Below are 17,016 nucleotides of genomic sequence, written 5' to 3'. Positions count from 1 at the left end.
TAATGCCTCAGCAGTCGCTTTGGAATAGAAATTTTATACTTTGTGTGTGTAATAACCTGTTCTTGTTCACATATTACTTTGCATTACTCACGATCTTGCCCGTTTATATCATGCAAGAACTCGGTGGGACGGTGAAGCAAGCAGGTCTCACTTTAACCCTATTTTTGGTGTCCTCTATTGCAGTGCGACCGTTTTCAGGGTTGATTGTGGAGCGGCTCGGGAAGGCTTTTTCCTTTCGTGCTTCGGCATCACTTTTTGTCTGCTTTGCCTTTAGCTATCTTTGGGTGGACAGCATGTGGAGCTTGCTTGCTATTCGTTTTATACATGGTATTTGGTTTAGTATTTTAACAACTGTAACTGTACCCATTGCTCATGATTTTATACCCGAACAACGCAAAGGTGAGGGGATGGGTTATTTTGTCATGTCTACCAATTTGGCTGTGGTTTTTGGGCCACTTATTGCTCTGAGCGTTGTGCAGTACAGTAGTTTTAATGATTTATTTGTTCTACTGACTGTGCTGATTAGTCTTGGTTTGATTTTTAGTTGGTTGATTCCAATTACTGAATCTGTTTCTCTTCAAGTGCCCGAAACTAAAGAACGAGTAGGTTTGAGCTGGTATGACATTATTGAACTCAAGGCAGTGCCGATTGGTTTAATTGCATTACTCACGGCCTTTGCATATTCGAGCATTATGAGTTTCATTGCTACATATACTGAGTCCAAAGCTTTATTGGCTTATACCAGTTTATTTTTCGTGGTTTTTGCTGTGTCGATGATTTTGGTGCGACCGTGGGTCGGCAAGATTTATGACAGCCGTGGCGCCAGTGCTGTGATTTATCCTTCATTTTTGTGTTTTGCATTGGGTTTAGTGTTGGTCAGCATCGTCAATAGTCCATGGATGTTATGGTTATCTGCTGTATTTATTGGTATGGGATACGGCTCGTTATTTCCTTGTTTTCAAACGGTCGCCATTCAGTCGGTACCGAAACAACGTATGGGACATGCTATTTCGACTTTTTTTACTTTGTTTGATTTGGGAATGGCTGTTGGCTCGGTTGTGATAGGTGTGGTGATTGCGCATTTAGGCTTCCAAACTACATATTTAATCTGTGCAGCCATTGTGCTGCTGACGTTATGTATCTACAAATTTAAAGTGGCTAAAACGACACGACGGGTGTCAGAAGCATAGTTGGAGCGTTTTATGGAATTGCGTCATTTACGTTATTTTGTTGCTGTTGCAGAAGAACTCAATTTTACTAAAGCAGCACAGCGCATGTGTACGGTTCAGCCTTCGCTTAGCCAGCAAATTAAGGATTTGGAACATGAGGTTGGCGCGCAGCTATTGATTCGAACCAATCGTAAGGTCGAACTTACGGAAGAAGGAAAAGCATTTTTAAAACAAGCTTTACTGAGCTTGGAGTATGCTGAAAAGGCAATTTATGATGCACGCCAAATTGCCAATATGAGTAAAGATCACTTACATATTGGCTTTGTACCTGTTGCTGAAATGAAAGTGTTTCCTTACATCATGCCAAACATTCGCGCGCATTTTCCAGACTTAAAAATTAGCTTTCATAGCCTGACAGATTCAGCCCAGCTTGATGCTCTGAAAAAAGGTGAAATTGATATTGCATTTACGCGTTATCCAGATGAGTCTGGAGAGTTTGAGCATGTTCAAGTTTTTCAGGAGCCTTTAGCTCTGATTATGCCGAAAGATTCTCCTTTTGCTGAACAGCGCAGTATTAGCATTAAGCACTTTAATGATCGTGACTTTGTGATCAGTGATGAAACCGCTTCACCACAGTTATATAAGTTGATCCAAGACTTTTTTAAACACTCGAAACTGAATGTCAATATTGTCCAGCACTCGACCAATATTTTGCTGAATGTGAATTTGGTCGGGATGGGGGTTGGGTGGAGTATTGTACCTGCGTATGTGATTCCACTTTTGGGCGATAAAATTGTAGCGAAGAACACAATTGAACCTTTACCGATGATTGGACTCTATGCGAATTACCGTAAACAGCAGAAAAACCCTGCGATTGATCTTATTTTAAAAATATTAAAAGAGCAATTTTATATGGACATGTTCTGACCAGAATTCTTTTGAATATTGGAACTTGGGGAAAGAGTCATTAGGTAAATCAACATTTCAAGTGTATGAGGTTTATAAAGATCTGGCTAAAGGGTTGATATAGCAGAACCAGAAGGTATAAATGTTCAAGATGCCTTATTGCGAATACACAGTGCGATTTCTAATTTTGTCTCTTTAACTGAGTCCATGATGATATCGTGGTTTAATTTTCCTGATTTACCATCTATGCCTAAGGCAACACCAAATTGTGTTTAGTTTAAGCATGATGAAAATTTATTTTTATAATGTCGTAAATAATGGTGAGAGTAAAAAGGACTTAAAGCATAATAAAAAACACTGATAACACGTCCAAAAAATGTACTCTTGGTAAAGGCAGGAAAGGGATTGGGATAAAACAGTGAATAAAATCAGTCATATTATTATGTCGTTGTTTTTTTACTTAAAAATATACACATACAGTTGTGCTATATGATGTTTAAAACATACTCAAAGCGCCATCTAAGAGGCTCAAAATAATGAAGCTGTATAGCAACGTTCATTCTCGCGGCATTACGGTATTGCCGTTTTTAAAAGAGTTAGATATTGAAGATCAGGTCGAAATTATTCATATCGAATATGCAGATTTAGCGGAGGCTGAATATTTGGCTTTGAACCCAATGGGGAAAGTCCCATTTTTAGTGGATCAGGGTTCGGTGATTTCAGAAACTCCTGCTATTTTTGCTTATTTGGCAGATAAATATCTCGAAAAAGGTTTTGCGCCTGCTTTCAATGACCCCAAGCGTGGTGAATATTTGAAATGGTTATTCTTTTGTCATGGACCACTCACTGAGTTTATGGACGTGAAAAGTTTAGGCATTTCTGAACAACAGCTAGAGACTAGAAAAAGAAGTTTGGGTTTTGGTACAGAAGCATCTATTTATCGGTTTATAAAAGTAGGTTTAGCTCAGGCGAAGCCATATTTGTTGGGCAATCAAATTAGTGCCGCAGATTTGTTTTTGGCCTATTGGTTAATCTATGCCATTTCTTTCAAAATTGTCCCATATTTCGACGAATTTAAACCTTTTATCCAGTTGATTCAAAGTCGCGATGCGGTACAGGGAGTTGAATGGGTACAAGCGATTTAAGTCCAATAAACTTAGTACTATAAAACCGTGCCTTAGTGCTCATGCCAGTCTTAAGCAATAGACTGGCATTTTATTTTTAAACGTATGATGCTATTTGATGCGCAGAAACGTCACTTGTACTTGCTCAAGGTAAAAATATTTAAAAATAAGGTTTGCGATTTATGAATCAATACAAGGGATTTGGTGATTTGTGTAGTCGGGGGTATGCGCCACAAGCCGCTTTTCTTGCGAACCCAATATATATTCTGATGGGGCATTCGGGCTTAACCAAAGTAGTAGTTGAGCTATAAATATTTGATCTAGAGTATAGAAGATTCTGCTTTAAAGAACTAAAAAGTTAAGGAGTTTAGTACAAAACCCCTTAACGGATCAGCATTATGGTTTAGCGTGGTTTTTTATGTTCTGGATTGTGCCAGAACCTTGTGATATGGCATTAGCTCACATGCAGTTTGGCAAAGAGCTGTTGGCTAACCGTGTTTAAGGTCTGTGGAATCGCTAATGCTGCAACAAAACGGTCTGGACGAAGTATGACCACAGACTCAGTCGTTTGACCAAACCAACTGCGGATGTCTGTGCCCAGATCGCCTACCGTGATCACCCCGTCATACTTTTGGCGTTTTTCATTGTCCAGTTGCACTGCTGGAATGACTTGAACAAACTTGACGCCCAGTTTTTGCCATTGTTGCATGTGCGCTGGTGTGAGTCCCCACTTTGGATCTACCCCCCAAGCGATGATGGCAAAGTCATTGCTCAGAACCTCATCGAGTAAAACAGTCTTGCCAGATTCAAGTTTAACATGTGGTTGAATGAACATTTTGCCGACAGGTGTGGTTTTACTGCCATCAGTGATTAGTGCACCAGCATGATATTTCGGCATAGGTTTGAAACGCATTTCAAGTAAATACTGTTTAATCGGTTTGATGTAGTTCAATGCATGAGCAATGCCATCACGCACAAAGCCTTGCCATTTTTTCGGTGGTGCCAGTACATGACCTGCCATCACGGAAAGGTCGATCATGGCTTTGGCATGGTCTTTACGTTCAACTTGGTACGAGTCTAATAATTCAGCAGATGCTTTGCCTTGTACAACCAATGCAACTTTCCATGCAAGGTTGAAAGCATCGCGCATGCCACTATTATAACCTTGACCTTGCCATACAGGCATAATGTGGGCGGCATCGCCTGCCAGTAAAATACGGTCGACACGGAATTTTTCTGCAATGCGTGCATTGTGGGTATAGACACGCTGACGAATCACTTCAATACCATCGGTTGTTGGAAGTACTTTGGACAATAGTTTGGCAATATTTTCAGGCTGACTGAGCTCTTCTTGAGTTTCACCAGGCATCACCATAAACTCAAAACGACGAATACCATGTGGAAGTGCTGCCGAAACATAAGGACGTACAGGGTCACAGCATAAGTAAATATGTGGTGTTGCCAGTGGGTCATTTTCAATATCAATCACAATCCACTGGTTTGGTGCTGTTTTACCTGCAAAATCTATATTCAATGTACGACGAATAATGGAATTTCCGCCATCACATGCAATTAAGTATTGTGCTTGAATGATTTCTTCAGTTTGATCTGCGGTTTGTAGCTTTAAAGTGACACCAGTTTGATCTTGGCTAAATTCAATCAATTGGCGGGAAAACAATACATGAGTCTGCTCGTACTGTTTCAGACCTTGTAATAAGACATTGTCTACTTGTGGTTGAATAAAGGCATTCCGACGCGAAAAACCAAACTCACGGGTTAAAGGTTGGATGTCTGCAAAGCAACGTCCTTTTGGCGTTAAAAAACGCATAGCATGATTCGGCGTGGTATGTGGTAAGACCTGTTCGACTAAGCCCAAAGACTGAATCGTCCGTAGAGACTCATCATCAATCCCAATTGCACGCGGGTAATCAATTAAGCTATCTAACTGTTCAATGACTGTGACTTGTACGCCTTGCTTACTTAAATAGTTGGCAATGGTCAAACCGACAGGGCCAGCACCAAGAATTGCGACTTCAGTTGTGTAATTTGCTGTGTTGCGCATTGCGAATGTCCATTTAATTCACTTTTACAGTTATTAACGGTGAAAAAATGAGGCAGAACAAGCTAGTCAATAGTAGGTCATGGGTATAAAGATAATGAGACTTTGTGTTTGGTATGGTTTGTAGTTTATTGTTTATTATTAAAATATTCTGTTTTCTACTATAAGCTTTCACCTTGAAATGATCACTAATTTCTATGATTTAAATCTATCGGCAAAAAAGAAACCAAGACAGGATAAGTCTTGGTTTCTGATTGTGCTAAATAAGAGCTGTAATCATGCTGGAGAGTAGGTCGCTTTATTACAGCAAGTAATAAATTATTTAGCTGCTTTTTCTTGGTTTGGTTGTTCTGCTGAGGCTTCTGAAGCAGGTGCATTTGCACTTAAGTCAGTAGTTTCAGCTGTTTCTTGAGTAGATACAACGACTTTATCTTCCTGTGCAGGAGCTTCCTGAGTTGCTGCAAAAGTTGTAAAGCTCGCAGCAGTTAAAGATGTTGCAATTAATAAGTGTGAAAGTTTCATTGTTTCGGCATCCTTATATTTTATAGAGAAACAGTTCAGATTGTTCATCACATCAATTTGAACTGAGCTTCATGCTAGCGTCTGAATATGCGAGGTTCAATTGAAGCAACAATGTGAAAAATGCACTTTACCTAAAACTACAGATGATGAAAAAATGGTAGGCTTTAAGTAACAAGTAGAAGCTTTTTGTGAGTCAAAAAGCTGAAAATGTAGAAAAATTGATCAAAATATTTGAGTGAAAACTCACATAAAATATACAAAGGCGATGGAAATGGAACAAACCGTGCATTTTGACGTTGAATAAAATGTAAATAAAGATTTCTAAGAGTGAATAAGCCCAGTTTAAATACATAATTTGATATGTTGCGTGTGTAAAGCCGTCGATTTAAAGTGAGAAAATGAGACATTTAAACTAAAATAATCGCTTATTTTATTGTGCTGTTTTTATAGTATTTCAGATTAGGTGGAACAATTTTGAAACTGATGGCGATGCAACAGGTGGTTCCAACGCATATTATTTCAGGTTTTTTGGGTGCCGGTAAAACCACCTTACTGATGCATTTGTTGAGTCAAAAACCTGAACATGAAGTTTGGGCAGTGTTGATGAACGAATTTGGGCAAATTGGTGTCGACCAACAGCTTATGCCACAAAGTGAAGGTTATGCAGTTAAAGAGTTATTAGGCGGGTGTTTATGCTGTAGTAGTCAGCTTCCGATGCAAATAGCATTGTCTCGATTGCTCTCAGAACAAAAGCCTGATCGACTGTTTATTGAACCGACAGGCTTGGGTCACCCTGCACAGTTATTAGAGCAACTGACAGAACCACATTGGCATTCGACTCTGCGTATGCGTGCGCCAGTCACTGTGCTGGATGGTTCACGCTTACATGATCAGACGTGGACGGCACAAAACTTATATCAAGATCAGTTGAAGGCAGCGCAGATCGTCGTTGTTTCGCATTATGCTCAGATGCAAAGTGCAGATTTAAAGGCTCTTGAGCAGCTACAAACTGAATATCAAGCTTATGCTCAGCAGTGGCTTATGGCAGATCAGGGGAATATCCAGCTTGAACAACTTGACTTTGACTATGTTGCGACTAAGCGTCAAAACCAACCTTTACTGAAAGTGCAACAACAATTAAAAGCAAATCAACAGGAATTTCCTGAAATTAAGCAACTGCCTTATCACTATGTAGAATCGGCGCAGGGCTATAGTGTGGCAGGTTGGAAAATGCCAAAACGTTGGGTTTTTGATTTTTATGATTTACTCGATTTGTTGTGTGAGCAGCAGGATTGGCGGAGGATTAAGGGGATTTTCCATACCAATCAGGGTTGGAAAGCATTTAACTTTAATCCCAAGCAATTTAATTATCAGGATGTCGAAGAAGGCATTGATAACCGAATCGAGTTGATTGTGCAGAACGAAAGAGATTGGTTGATGTTTGAAACTGCATTATTTGCATGTCGTATTGAGTAATGAGGTAAATTGTTTTAAGCAAAATGAGCTGAAATCTTATATGCTATTCGGCAAATTTGAGGACGGTATTTATGGCGCTTAAAGCTACAATTTATAAGGCAGATTTAAATATTGCCAATATGGACGTTCACCAATATGTTGACTATCAACTTACCTTGGCTCTGCATCCTTCAGAGACGATAGAACGTTTGATGGTTCGTCTTTTGGCTTTTGCACGCTTTGCAGATGAGGCTTTGGAGTTTACCAAAGACCTCTTTGAAACCAATGAACCTGCACTTTGGGAAAAAGACTTAACAGGCCAGTTGATGAAATGGATTGAAGTGGGAAGCCCTGACGAAGACAAAGTCAAAAAAGCCAGCGCGCGTTGTAAACAAGTTGCTATTGTGACCTATGGCACTGCTGTTGATGAATGGTACAAACGCAACAGTAAACTAAAGACTTTGAGTAATGTTGAAATTTGGCAACTGTCTGCACAAAGTACAGAAGCGGTTCAGGCCCTTTGTGAACGGACCATGCAACTTCAGTTGAACGTGATGGATGGTGAGTGGACTTTAATTGGTGACAATGCACAAGCTACGATTGAGTGGACTCAATTGCAATAAACAAGCAGTTCAACAAAATTTATTTATAAAGTAATAGTGGAGCGAATAGATGAGCGCTGAATTAGAAATTATTGATTTAGTTGTTGGTGAAGGTAAAGAAGCAGTAAAAGGTGCTTTAATCACTACACATTATACCGGATGGTTAGAAGACGGAACTAAGTTTGACTCATCTGTAGACCGTGGAAACTACTTTGAAACGGTGATTGGAACAGGTCGTGTGATTAAAGGTTGGGATCAAGGCATAATGGGGATGAAAGTGGGCGGCAAGCGTAAACTCATCGTGCCGTCACATTTGGCCTATGGTGAGCGTAAGATGGGTAACGTGATTCCAGCCAATTCAAATTTGATTTTTGAAATTGAATTGTATGATGTAAAAACACGAGACTAATCAGAATTATTGATAATGAATCAATTATAAGGATGTATTTGATTCATTTGTAAAAATCACTTGGTTTTTAAGAAAAACATTTGTAGATTAATTCGTAGGCAGAGCGTATTAAAGGGAAGAGTCGCTTTTGTATAGCTCATTAGGCAGACAGCATGTTATCTGGTTTATTCTAAGCTGTTTGTTAATTTTAAGTCTTATACCTTCGACGTGGGCGCAATATGAAGCAGAGCCTGCGCAGTATTATTTACATCAAAAGAATGTCAATAATATTCAATTTACTGAGCAAACAACCAGTTATTTAAATGGAATATGGTCTTATTATGACCATGAACTCATTACTCAGCCCAATCAAAAATTAGCATCAAAAACAACGGAGCTTCCTATTTCCTTTAAGGAGCTAACAGGTAGTAATATTGATTATGGTACCTTTATTGGTCATTTTAAAATTCCTGATGAATTTATTGGTCGACGTTTAGCTATTCAAATCCCCAATCAAAATTCTGCTTATCGAGTTTATCTAAATGGCGACTTTCTCGTTCGTTTAGGAGATGTCGCAGATAATGTAATGCAACAGCAGACAGAAAATGCCCCACGTATTGCCTATTTTGTACCAGACAGCCCTTATTTTACTTTAAGCATACAGGCTTCAAATTTTAATAAGCTACGCGGTGGTCTTGAAAGTCCTATGCATATCGGGGTTGCTAAAACAGTTAATCGGCATTATCAGCAGTTAATGATGAGCATAGCCATGATCTGTGGTGCAGTATTTGGCGTGGGAATGTTCACCACGATGTTTTCTATTTTCCGTGGCTCAAACGAGAGGAATAGCAAAAGTATTTTTGTGTTCGGGATTTTTATTCTGTTTTTAGCCTTACATAATTTGTTCACAGCACCTTATGCCTATACCACTTTTTTAGATATCAATTGGTTGTGGGGCATACGCTTAGAGTATTTATTTATCTATTTAGCGATCATGTTCTTTTTGAGTTATATGTATTTACTCGATCAGAAATATTTGCACCATTGGATATATACAGCTTCTATGTTGGTGCTGACGTTAAATGTCGTTATAACACTTTTATCCGAACAGGAAGTTTTTGAGCCTCTGGCTTTTTATAGTGCCTTATTGAGCATTGTGATTCTGTGCAATTTTGCCTATGGTTTTTATATTACCTTAAAGACCAAGCAAAAATATTCAAAGCTTAATTTTTGTGCTGTAATTCTATTGTGTTTATCGTTTATCCATGGCTTCTTATTAACTCTACATGTTATTGATTCGATTCATTTGTCCTTTATTTCAACGAGCCTTTATGCACTTTTAGTGATGTTTCAGCAATCACGAAACTATGCCCATCAGACCTATCATACCGAGCGCTTGAATAATAATTTGATTGAATTGAATAGCTCTTTAGATATGAAAGTACAACAAAGAACATCACAACTTCATGATTTAAATGAAAAACTAGAATATCAAATTCAAATAGATGCTTTAACGGGGGCCTATAATCGCCGTGCGTTAAATAGTGAAATTCAAAAGCGGTTTATGGAAACACAGCAAAATAGTCATGCAACTTTGGCATTTGCCATGATGGATGTAGACTATTTTAAAAAATATAATGACTACTATGGGCATTTAAAGGGAGATGAAGTACTGCAAAACTTGGTCGCAGTCATTAGCGCAGTACTCCCACATAATGCTTATTTAGCGCGTTATGGCGGAGAGGAGTTTGCAATTGTTTTATATAATGTTCCCATCGTTATTATTCGCCAGATTATGCAAACTGTGCTAGATGCAGTGCGCAGTGAACATATTGAACATCGTAATCGCTTAGATGAAAAAGGCTATATAACTTTGAGTATGGGGGTTTCGTGGATGGATCATCAAACATCGTATGCCAATATTCATGACCTCATGAAAGCCGCAGATTTAAAACTCTATGAAGCCAAAGAGGCGGGACGTGATCAAATGAAAATGCCAATCGAATCATCTTTATGACAGTTGTTTAATCATGGGGATCGAGGTTGTATCAGAAGTGTATTGGCTACGAATTTGGAAACCATGTCTTTGGTAAAAGCTTAGCGCAGTTTGCGTGCTTTCAAGGCTAATTTGATGGATCTTTTTGCTTTTAAAATGTTCAATGACTGTGTTCAATAAGGCCTTACCTATACCACGGTGCTGTTCTGCCGATGAGATATAATTAAGAAGAATGCGACCTTGATCGCTCACCATAATAAAACCTACAACTTGCTGATCCATCACATAAACCCAACTGTCATTATAATGCATCCACATAATCAGGTTGGATTGGGTCTTATTTTCTAACCAAACTTGAATTGTACTTTCATGACGGTGGTGGTCTTTGATACAAGATCGAATGCTGTCATGCACGACATTTAATATCTCAGGGATGTCCTGAATCTGAGCTGCTCGTATCATGTTTTCTTCTTGGAGCTATATGAACAGCTATTTCATGCTAGAGCACACGATTACTAAATTGAATTATTGTTAGTCGCGATGTAGCTGTGTTGTTTGATTATATTGACTTGATTAAATTTTATAGTCTTTTTGTGAGCTGAAAATTTAATTTTGTGATGCTGTTCGCATTAATATTGTATTTGTTGAATGAAGAGCATTGATCGTACATTTAAAGATTATTTCTGAATAATTAGCGTGATTCGTATGCAATAGCACACGCTAGGGTCAGATGTTTTGATGTTTATTTGAACAATAATGCTGTATTTTAAAAGAATATATCTGTTACGAGAGCAGGGAATGGCAACTTTTTTATTGATGATTTGCATACTCATTGCTTTGGTTGCAGCATCTATTATTGTTATCAAAATTCAGAAAAAGCAGCGTTTTTTAAAACGGCAAAAAAAGGAAACTGAGTTGCAAGTTCAATCAGCGCAGATGACAACCCAAATTGAAAGTGATGCTCAAGTTGAACGTGTGATTGAAATTGATGCCTATGAACAAGTGCTGTTTGATGATGTTGCAAGCTTGTTTTTAGATCAAGCGATTTTGTTAAGTGCTGAGGAAGATGCAGAACTGATGCAAAGTACTTTGTTGGTTAAAATGCCTGCAAAAACCCAGACTCAAATCCGTAAAATGGACTTAAACGAATGGTCGATTTTTTGGAGTTTTTACGATCAGTCATTGGAATATTATGTGAGCCGTTATGGTATGTTTTATACACATATTGACCGTAGTGGGCGAGAGCACAAAAAAAGCCATCGGACTCGAGATTAACGATTTTGCTTATGCGCGCTCAATGTTGAGTATCGTCATAGATAACTGTTTGAGAATTCGTTCGGCAACATGAGTCAAATAAAAGTCATCTTGGTTTAAACGTGTCATTAAAATCGCCCCTTCATAATCGGCAACACTGATTTTGGCCAAAGAAGCTGCGTTTACCGTAGGCATGACTTGGTGGAAATAGTCAAAAAGTGAGGTTTCCCAGTCTTGAAAAATAGAGCGAATCTTGAGCTGTATTGTTTCAGATAAATGAGGAATTTCTAAAGACAGCATACCCACCAAACAGCCTTGTACACCTGTACTAAAAAAGGTTACGGCTTGTTGATGGAGGTGTTCAAAGCGGCCGCAATACTCGATTTGATTATTTTTTAAAATATTAAAGACTCGATTTTTTAAATACTGTTGGCTAACGTCTAAAATATCCAAAAGTAATGCTTCTTTATTTGGATAATAATAATAAAAAGCGGCTTTACTCAGCCCACAAGATTTTGCCAACAAATCCATACTGGTGCCTGCATAACCATGTGTTTTAAAAGTTTGCATACAGTGGAGCTGGATTTGCTCTTTGCTGAGTTTTTGCGGGCGCATAGGTATTTGGTATTCCGTTTAGAGTTTCGTAGTCGTGTGTGGTGAAGATGATAGATAGCGATCAAAAGTATTCAGCATGTTATCCCAAATGTTTTCAGCGCCTTGACGGAAATATCCCATGTGTCCAATTTCTTTCAAGCCGTATTCACTGGCTTCAATGTTGAGATAGTGCAGATCTGCCTGTCGATAATGTTGCATAAACGCATGCCTTGAGTTGGGTAGAGCCCAGTCATCATCCAGTGCTGAAACAGCATAGATTGGGGTCTTTACCTGAGCATACTGTTCCAGTAAATGCTGTTGTTCAGGGTCTGCAAAAAAGTAGGTCGGATTTTTACACCACTTTCGCCACTGCGTGTAAACATCGACAGGTAAATCTGCCCCCATTTTGAGTATGCTCCAAGGTAAATAACCCTTAAGTGCAACCATGGGTGGGAAAATAATATTCCACATCACATGGACTTTCATCTTCTCACGAAACGGCATGTAGCCATGCCAACCTGCACCTGTACCGAAGCAATACATCGCAGTAACTTGGTCATGATTATCGGTTAAACCTAAGGCTTGGCCACCATAGGAATGCCCAACCACAAAAATGGGTTTACCGTCTTGTGCGACGAAGTCAATTGCACCGGATAAGTCCAATTGTCCCCAGTCTAAATAGGACATACTAAAACCTTTTAACTGCTTCGGTGCAGAAAGCCCCACACCACGATAGTCAAAAGTTAGAACTTGATATCCTAAAGCTACTGCATACTCGGCAAAGCGACGATAGAACTGCTGTGGTACACCTGTTGCACTGGCCACAATAATGTTGGCTTTGATCGGCTCAGATGAGCGATAACGTGTGCCAACGAGTACATAACCATCGGTTGCTGAGAATTTTACAGTTTGTTTCTCAATTTGAGTCGAGTCTAAATGGGCTGTGGCTTGCATCATGTTTTCTTCTTTTTGTTAAATACTAAAGTGGGTTCCAGACTTTTAAGTTTTATTGCCCTTTAAACTGAGCAGGGCGGCGTTGCAGCATCGCCATGACACCTTCTTGTACATCTTGGGTTTTGAGGAGCGGGCTGAGGTGCTCTTGTAAATGTGCAAAGGCATAGTCTGCGCCGTGTTGTGCTGCCTGTTGTGCAGAAGCCAGTGTGGCTTGAACGGCGAGTGGTGCAGCTTGCGCAATGGACTCTGCAAGGCTCAATGCTCGCTCTAATGCAGCATTTGGCGTGGATGCTTCTACGACTTCGGTAATTAAGTTCAAATCGAGGGCTGTTTGCGCATCGAAGCTGTCTCCTGTGAGTAGGTAGCGCATGGCTTTGTTCCAACCTGCCGCTTGTACAAAGCGAACCGTTGCACCACCAAAGGGTAAAATGCCGCGCTGCACTTCCATTTGGGCAAATTGTGTATGGACGTCGGCAATCACAACATCGGCATTCAGCATCAGTTCAATTCCCGCAGTAAAGCAAAAGCCTTGGACTGCCACAACCACGGGTTTGCTGCGAGGTCTGGAACTGGTGCCCCAAGGGTTAATTTGTGACGCGGGAAAGTCGAAAACGCCTGCATTGAGCTTGGGTTGCAACTCAACCAAATCAAGCCCAGCTGTAAAGTGTTCTCCGTGCGCAAAAATCACGGCACAGCGTAGTGAAGGATCATCCTCATATTCGGTGAGGGCCAGTGATAAGTCATGAATCATATGACTATCAAAAGCATTACGCTTGGCTGCACGGTCTAAACCAATTAAAAATAACGAACCGCGAATTTCGCGACTGACACGACCTTGTTGTTCTGACATTTTGCTTATTCCTGCATCGTTTTATAAGTTTTTAAACGATTGTTAGAAAACTGTCAAAGCTTATGCGTATGCATTCTGTGACTCGACAGTTTGATCCGATTCTCCGAAAAAAGATCGATGTTTAGATTGAGCGGAATTGTCTTGCCTTTATTGAGTTTTTTTTCATAATAGCAGCACTTCTTTGGATGCCAGTTGAACCATGTCTAGCCTTGAAATATTTGCAGTCATCATTAGCTTAATCGGAGTGACGTTGACCATTAAGCGCAATATGTGGTGTTGGTGGTTTAACTTTGTTGCTTTCTTGTTATATGCCTATTTGTTTTATACCTATAAGTTATATGGCGAAACCATTTTGCAGTTTTTTTTCGTAGTGGTGAACTTTTATGGATTTTATCACTGGCTCAAAGGTAAACAACAAGATCATGATATTCGCATTGAACCGATTACAGCTCGGCAAGTGATTTTGCAAATGCTGCTTGCTGCTACAGCTGGCGCAATATTTGGTCTGAGCTTAAAGTATTTGACCGATGCTGCTGTACCTTTATTGGACGCGCAGCTCGCAGCATTTAGCCTGTTGGCGACCTATTGGACCAGTCGTAAACATATTGCAACGTGGGTGCTGTGGGTCTTTGTCGATATTGTTTATGTCGGTATGTTTATCTATAAAGATTTGTTTTTGACCGCTGGCTTATATGCAGGCTTTGTCGGCTTGGCGGCTTTTGGATGGTGGCAATGGACGCAGGTACGTCATAAACAACAGCTGAAAAGTGCATAGGCTGGATAGTGTTGATCGACTTTAAACAAACACAGTTGGCTCAATTTGAGTCGGTCATCGAACGGTTAAAGGGAAGTCCAAAGCAATATTTGGATTTTGCTTCGGTTGCTGATTTTTATCAGGCCGCTTGGCTGGGTGATTTACCCAGCAGTGCAAGTTGGGCGGTCACAGGACTAGATGATGGGGCAGAGCATTTTGATATTCGCTTGGCCTGTTTTGAGCGCGTAGTTTTTATTCATATTGCAGATGATATTGTCATACAGAATGGCACACATTGATATCCAGATCACGGTATAGTCGGTGCTGGATCATCGTCTATGCTTGATCTTTCTACAGGATAACGAGCTCCAATTTTTCAGTCCTGATCTGGGCATGGATGGTTACAAAAACAAAAAAATAAAGGATTTAATGCTATGGCACATCAGTTTGTCGTCAATGCCACCATCAACGGTGTTTCATTGGATGATTTCCGTCGACTCGCAGCCGATATCAACTTACATGAAAATGTTTGTCGTCGTATTCCAGGTGAGAAGTTGGAAATTTTGGAGTCGAATAAAGTCGGCGATATTTATACCCTCAAGCGTGCGTATAATTTGGATGTCAACATTCCCGATATTGCGAAGAAATTTTTAAAAGATGCGTTTCGTTTACATCGTACCGATGTAAGTAATTTAACTGCACTGAGTTCAGAAGTGCGCTTAGATCCGAATTTACCTCTTGAAGCGAGTTGCCAACGTAGTGTGTCAGGCAATGATGAACAGATCCATTTTCAAATGGAGTGGACGGTAAAAGTGAAAGTGCCGTTGATTGGTGGCATGTTAGAAAAACATGCTGAAGGTGAAATTCGTAAGTTTAGCCAAATCGAACTCGATATTGTGGAAGATGAACTGCGCCAAAATCTGCACGCAGAAACATTAAGCTAAAGGTTTTGACCTCATGTTTTCAAAGTAGCTTGCATAAAAAGAAAACCCTTCGTTTGAAGGGTTTTATCATTTTAGTGTTTTGCCTCGAACTGAGCTCGATAAACCCAAGCTGTGAAGAAGCAAACCAAACAGACCAGCCAAATATAATACATCGCCCCAATCTTGCTATAGAGACTGAGCCATTGAACCAAAGGCAGTGTAATGCCTCCTGCAATGGCATAGGCGACATTGTAGGAAAACGAAATCCCCGAGAAACGGATCGGTGCAGGGAACATCTTGACCATACTATAGGAGACAAGTCCAACCGTGCCTGAAAAAAATCCTAACAGCATATACAGCGCAAACACCGTATTTGGACTGACCACACCCAAACTGTGATAGAAAATGGTTGCAATAGTAGCGACACCGAGCGAGCCAAAAATCAAAACCTTGGCTGCACCCAAACGATCTGCCAATGTCCCAGCGAGTATACAACCTAACATTTGCATGATGATTGCAGCACTTTGCATTTGAAAAGCATCACCACGTGCAAAGCCAAAGGCACCCGCTAATAAGTTTGGCATGGCCAAAATCAGGACCACCACGCAAGCGGTTAAGAACCATGTTAGGAGCATGGCAATAACTACCGCTGTTTTATGGTTGGCTAAGACTTGTTTAACAGGCATTTCTTTGGATAGCTCTTTGCGTGCTTGCATGGCTTTGAATACGGGTGTTTCTTTTAAATAACTGCGTAAATACAAAGCCACTAAGCCAAAAATACCCCCCACAATAAACGGGATACGCCAAGCCCAATCATGAATTGCAGCTTCACTAAACTGAAGAGAAATGAACAGCGACATTAAAGCGCCAAGAAGAATGCCAAGAGATAATCCTGCTGTGAGTAAGCCATTGGCAAAACCAATTTTTTCAGCAGGAACATGCTCAGAAACAAATGTCCATGCCGCTGGAATTTCTCCACCAATCGCGATGCCTTGTACCACCCGCATAAGGAGTAAGAGCAGCGGCGCAGCATAACCAATCGTTTCAAAGGTTGGCATGACCCCGATTATGAGGGTGGGTAAAGCCATGAGCAAAATAGATAAGCTAAATAGACGCTTGCGCCCTATGAGGTCACCAAAGTGCGCCATGACTACACCGCCAAGTGGACGGAAGAAGTAACCTGCGGCAAAAATACCGTAAGTATTCAGCATCGCCCAAAATGGGCTGAGTCCTGCGGGGAAGAACAATTCAGAAATAATTTTGGCGTAAAAAACATAAATAACAAAGTCATAGAACTCAAGTGCACCACCCAATGATGATAACCCAAGGGTACGTTTGTCTTCTCGGGTCAGTCGTGGTGTTGCATCCATGTGTGTATTTCCAAAGTTAAATAAAAGTTTGTATTTGATTTTAATAAAGTCTTTTTTGGATGAATAATCAATCTTTCTTTGCTGCATATTAACTAA

At 40.1% G+C, this 17,016-nt stretch carries 19 protein-coding genes; 12 read left to right on the top strand and 7 right to left on the bottom strand.

Annotation, left to right across the window (positions count from 1 at the left end; all coding sequences use genetic code 11):
• The first annotated feature begins 2 nt into the window (after window positions 1-2).
• The 4 genes from ACZ8ZH_RS12580 to ACZ8ZH_RS12565 all read left to right on the top strand — a co-directional run bounded on the left by ACZ8ZH_RS12580 (window position 3) and on the right by ACZ8ZH_RS12565 (window position 3,510).
• Window positions 3-1,190, top strand: coding sequence for an MFS transporter (locus ACZ8ZH_RS12580; RefSeq protein WP_119063562.1), 1,188 nt, complete (start codon window positions 3-5; stop codon window positions 1,188-1,190).
• Between the two features lie 12 nt (window positions 1,191-1,202).
• Window positions 1,203-2,096, top strand: coding sequence for a LysR substrate-binding domain-containing protein (locus ACZ8ZH_RS12575; RefSeq protein ID WP_086208496.1), 894 nt, complete (start codon window positions 1,203-1,205; stop codon window positions 2,094-2,096).
• Window positions 2,097-2,611: 515 nt separating this feature from the next.
• The gene (locus ACZ8ZH_RS12570; protein ID WP_119063561.1) at window positions 2,612-3,220 is read left to right on the top strand and encodes a glutathione S-transferase family protein; all 609 of its coding nucleotides are present in this window, start codon (window positions 2,612-2,614) and stop codon (window positions 3,218-3,220) included.
• A 161-nt stretch (window positions 3,221-3,381) separates the two neighbouring features.
• Window positions 3,382-3,510: a hypothetical protein gene (locus tag ACZ8ZH_RS12565; RefSeq protein WP_265733397.1), complete on the top strand. Its 129-nt coding sequence runs from the start codon at window positions 3,382-3,384 to the stop codon at window positions 3,508-3,510.
• A gap of 143 nt (window positions 3,511-3,653) precedes the next feature.
• On the opposite strand, the gene ACZ8ZH_RS12560 is transcribed toward ACZ8ZH_RS12565, so the two are convergent.
• Window positions 3,654-5,261 carry a bifunctional 3-(3-hydroxy-phenyl)propionate/3-hydroxycinnamic acid hydroxylase gene (locus ACZ8ZH_RS12560; RefSeq protein WP_110975088.1) on the bottom strand — a complete coding sequence of 536 codons (1,608 nt, stop codon included), beginning with the start codon at window positions 5,259-5,261 and terminating at the stop codon, window positions 3,654-3,656.
• 315 nt (window positions 5,262-5,576) lie between these two features.
• Window positions 5,577-5,780 carry a hypothetical protein gene (locus ACZ8ZH_RS12555; protein ID WP_086208493.1) on the bottom strand — a complete coding sequence of 68 codons (204 nt, stop codon included), beginning with the start codon at window positions 5,778-5,780 and terminating at the stop codon, window positions 5,577-5,579.
• A gap of 483 nt (window positions 5,781-6,263) precedes the next feature.
• Between ACZ8ZH_RS12555 and ACZ8ZH_RS12550 the strand changes: the two genes are divergently transcribed.
• From ACZ8ZH_RS12550 to ACZ8ZH_RS12535, 4 genes are all read left to right on the top strand, one after another.
• Window positions 6,264-7,256 (top strand): CobW family GTP-binding protein, encoded by a 993-nt coding sequence (locus ACZ8ZH_RS12550; protein ID WP_416332345.1) that lies wholly within the window; start codon window positions 6,264-6,266, stop codon window positions 7,254-7,256.
• A 71-nt stretch (window positions 7,257-7,327) separates the two neighbouring features.
• A complete protein-coding gene (locus tag ACZ8ZH_RS12545) occupies window positions 7,328-7,858 on the top strand; it encodes a YaeQ family protein (protein WP_119063560.1) in 531 nt (176 codons plus the stop codon).
• A gap of 49 nt (window positions 7,859-7,907) precedes the next feature.
• Window positions 7,908-8,246, top strand: a complete 339-nt coding sequence (locus tag ACZ8ZH_RS12540; protein ID WP_119063559.1) for an FKBP-type peptidyl-prolyl cis-trans isomerase — start codon at window positions 7,908-7,910, stop codon at window positions 8,244-8,246.
• Window positions 8,247-8,373: 127 nt separating this feature from the next.
• Window positions 8,374-10,242, top strand: a complete 1,869-nt coding sequence (locus ACZ8ZH_RS12535; RefSeq protein WP_470247744.1) for a sensor domain-containing diguanylate cyclase — start codon at window positions 8,374-8,376, stop codon at window positions 10,240-10,242.
• On the opposite strand, the gene ACZ8ZH_RS12530 is transcribed toward ACZ8ZH_RS12535, so the two are convergent.
• Window positions 10,237-10,683: a GNAT family N-acetyltransferase gene (locus tag ACZ8ZH_RS12530; RefSeq protein WP_086208489.1), complete on the bottom strand. Its 447-nt coding sequence runs from the start codon at window positions 10,681-10,683 to the stop codon at window positions 10,237-10,239. The genes ACZ8ZH_RS12535 and ACZ8ZH_RS12530 overlap by 6 nt on opposite strands.
• Window positions 10,684-11,019: 336 nt before the next feature.
• On the opposite strand from ACZ8ZH_RS12530, the gene ACZ8ZH_RS12525 reads away from it, so the two are divergent.
• Window positions 11,020-11,496 (top strand): hypothetical protein, encoded by a 477-nt coding sequence (locus tag ACZ8ZH_RS12525; protein ID WP_171405793.1) that lies wholly within the window; start codon window positions 11,020-11,022, stop codon window positions 11,494-11,496.
• A 9-nt stretch (window positions 11,497-11,505) separates the two neighbouring features.
• Here ACZ8ZH_RS12525 and ACZ8ZH_RS12520 read toward each other — a convergent pair whose 3' ends face one another.
• Genes ACZ8ZH_RS12520 through ACZ8ZH_RS12510 form a run of 3 tightly spaced genes read right to left on the bottom strand, consistent with a single transcriptional unit; the run spans window position 11,506 to window position 13,873 of the window.
• Window positions 11,506-12,090, bottom strand: coding sequence for a TetR/AcrR family transcriptional regulator (locus tag ACZ8ZH_RS12520; RefSeq protein WP_119063556.1), 585 nt, complete (start codon window positions 12,088-12,090; stop codon window positions 11,506-11,508).
• A gap of 18 nt (window positions 12,091-12,108) precedes the next feature.
• The gene (locus ACZ8ZH_RS12515; protein WP_119063587.1) at window positions 12,109-13,023 is read right to left on the bottom strand and encodes an alpha/beta hydrolase family protein; all 915 of its coding nucleotides are present in this window, start codon (window positions 13,021-13,023) and stop codon (window positions 12,109-12,111) included.
• A 52-nt stretch (window positions 13,024-13,075) separates the two neighbouring features.
• Window positions 13,076-13,873 carry a crotonase/enoyl-CoA hydratase family protein gene (locus ACZ8ZH_RS12510; protein ID WP_119063555.1) on the bottom strand — a complete coding sequence of 266 codons (798 nt, stop codon included), beginning with the start codon at window positions 13,871-13,873 and terminating at the stop codon, window positions 13,076-13,078.
• A gap of 199 nt (window positions 13,874-14,072) precedes the next feature.
• Between ACZ8ZH_RS12510 and pnuC the strand changes: the two genes are divergently transcribed.
• From pnuC to ACZ8ZH_RS12495, 3 genes are all read left to right on the top strand, one after another.
• Complete coding sequence (gene pnuC, locus ACZ8ZH_RS12505) at window positions 14,073-14,648, top strand: nicotinamide riboside transporter PnuC (protein WP_119063554.1); 576 nt, start codon at window positions 14,073-14,075, stop codon at window positions 14,646-14,648.
• Between the two features lie 8 nt (window positions 14,649-14,656).
• Window positions 14,657-14,926, top strand: a complete 270-nt coding sequence (locus ACZ8ZH_RS12500; RefSeq protein ID WP_119063553.1) for a hypothetical protein — start codon at window positions 14,657-14,659, stop codon at window positions 14,924-14,926.
• 135 nt (window positions 14,927-15,061) lie between these two features.
• Window positions 15,062-15,571, top strand: a complete 510-nt coding sequence (locus tag ACZ8ZH_RS12495) for a DUF2505 family protein (RefSeq protein WP_119063552.1) — start codon at window positions 15,062-15,064, stop codon at window positions 15,569-15,571.
• A gap of 71 nt (window positions 15,572-15,642) precedes the next feature.
• Here the strand turns inward: ACZ8ZH_RS12495 and ACZ8ZH_RS12490 are convergent, their stop codons facing one another.
• Complete coding sequence (locus ACZ8ZH_RS12490; RefSeq protein WP_119063586.1) at window positions 15,643-16,920, bottom strand: MFS transporter; 1,278 nt, start codon at window positions 16,918-16,920, stop codon at window positions 15,643-15,645.
• Window positions 16,921-17,016: the final 96 nt, after the last annotated feature.

Source organism: Acinetobacter sp. SW-226 (assembly GCF_055632855.1).
Note: the sequence above shows the minus strand (reverse complement) of the source record. Positions and strands in the feature narration are given on the sequence as shown.

Coding starts and splice junctions, on each gene's coding strand:
- ACZ8ZH_RS12540 (WP_119063559.1), top strand. CDS start 7,908: ATGAGCGCTGAATTAGAAATTATTGATTTAGTTGTTGGTGAAGGTAAA.
- ACZ8ZH_RS12495 (WP_119063552.1), top strand. CDS start 15,062: ATGGCACATCAGTTTGTCGTCAATGCCACCATCAACGGTGTTTCATTG.
- ACZ8ZH_RS12580 (WP_119063562.1), top strand. CDS start 3: ATGCCTCAGCAGTCGCTTTGGAATAGAAATTTTATACTTTGTGTGTGT.
- ACZ8ZH_RS12565 (WP_265733397.1), top strand. CDS start 3,382: ATGAATCAATACAAGGGATTTGGTGATTTGTGTAGTCGGGGGTATGCG.
- ACZ8ZH_RS12545 (WP_119063560.1), top strand. CDS start 7,328: ATGGCGCTTAAAGCTACAATTTATAAGGCAGATTTAAATATTGCCAAT.
- ACZ8ZH_RS12530 (WP_086208489.1), bottom strand. CDS start 10,683: ATGATACGAGCAGCTCAGATTCAGGACATCCCTGAGATATTAAATGTC.
- ACZ8ZH_RS12490 (WP_119063586.1), bottom strand. CDS start 16,920: ATGGATGCAACACCACGACTGACCCGAGAAGACAAACGTACCCTTGGG.
- ACZ8ZH_RS12570 (WP_119063561.1), top strand. CDS start 2,612: ATGAAGCTGTATAGCAACGTTCATTCTCGCGGCATTACGGTATTGCCG.
- ACZ8ZH_RS12560 (WP_110975088.1), bottom strand. CDS start 5,261: ATGCGCAACACAGCAAATTACACAACTGAAGTCGCAATTCTTGGTGCT.
- ACZ8ZH_RS12520 (WP_119063556.1), bottom strand. CDS start 12,090: ATGCGCCCGCAAAAACTCAGCAAAGAGCAAATCCAGCTCCACTGTATG.
- ACZ8ZH_RS12575 (WP_086208496.1), top strand. CDS start 1,203: ATGGAATTGCGTCATTTACGTTATTTTGTTGCTGTTGCAGAAGAACTC.
- pnuC (WP_119063554.1), top strand. CDS start 14,073: ATGTCTAGCCTTGAAATATTTGCAGTCATCATTAGCTTAATCGGAGTG.
- ACZ8ZH_RS12515 (WP_119063587.1), bottom strand. CDS start 13,023: ATGCAAGCCACAGCCCATTTAGACTCGACTCAAATTGAGAAACAAACT.
- ACZ8ZH_RS12550 (WP_416332345.1), top strand. CDS start 6,264: ATGGCGATGCAACAGGTGGTTCCAACGCATATTATTTCAGGTTTTTTG.
- ACZ8ZH_RS12555 (WP_086208493.1), bottom strand. CDS start 5,780: ATGAAACTTTCACACTTATTAATTGCAACATCTTTAACTGCTGCGAGC.
- ACZ8ZH_RS12525 (WP_171405793.1), top strand. CDS start 11,020: ATGGCAACTTTTTTATTGATGATTTGCATACTCATTGCTTTGGTTGCA.
- ACZ8ZH_RS12510 (WP_119063555.1), bottom strand. CDS start 13,873: ATGTCAGAACAACAAGGTCGTGTCAGTCGCGAAATTCGCGGTTCGTTA.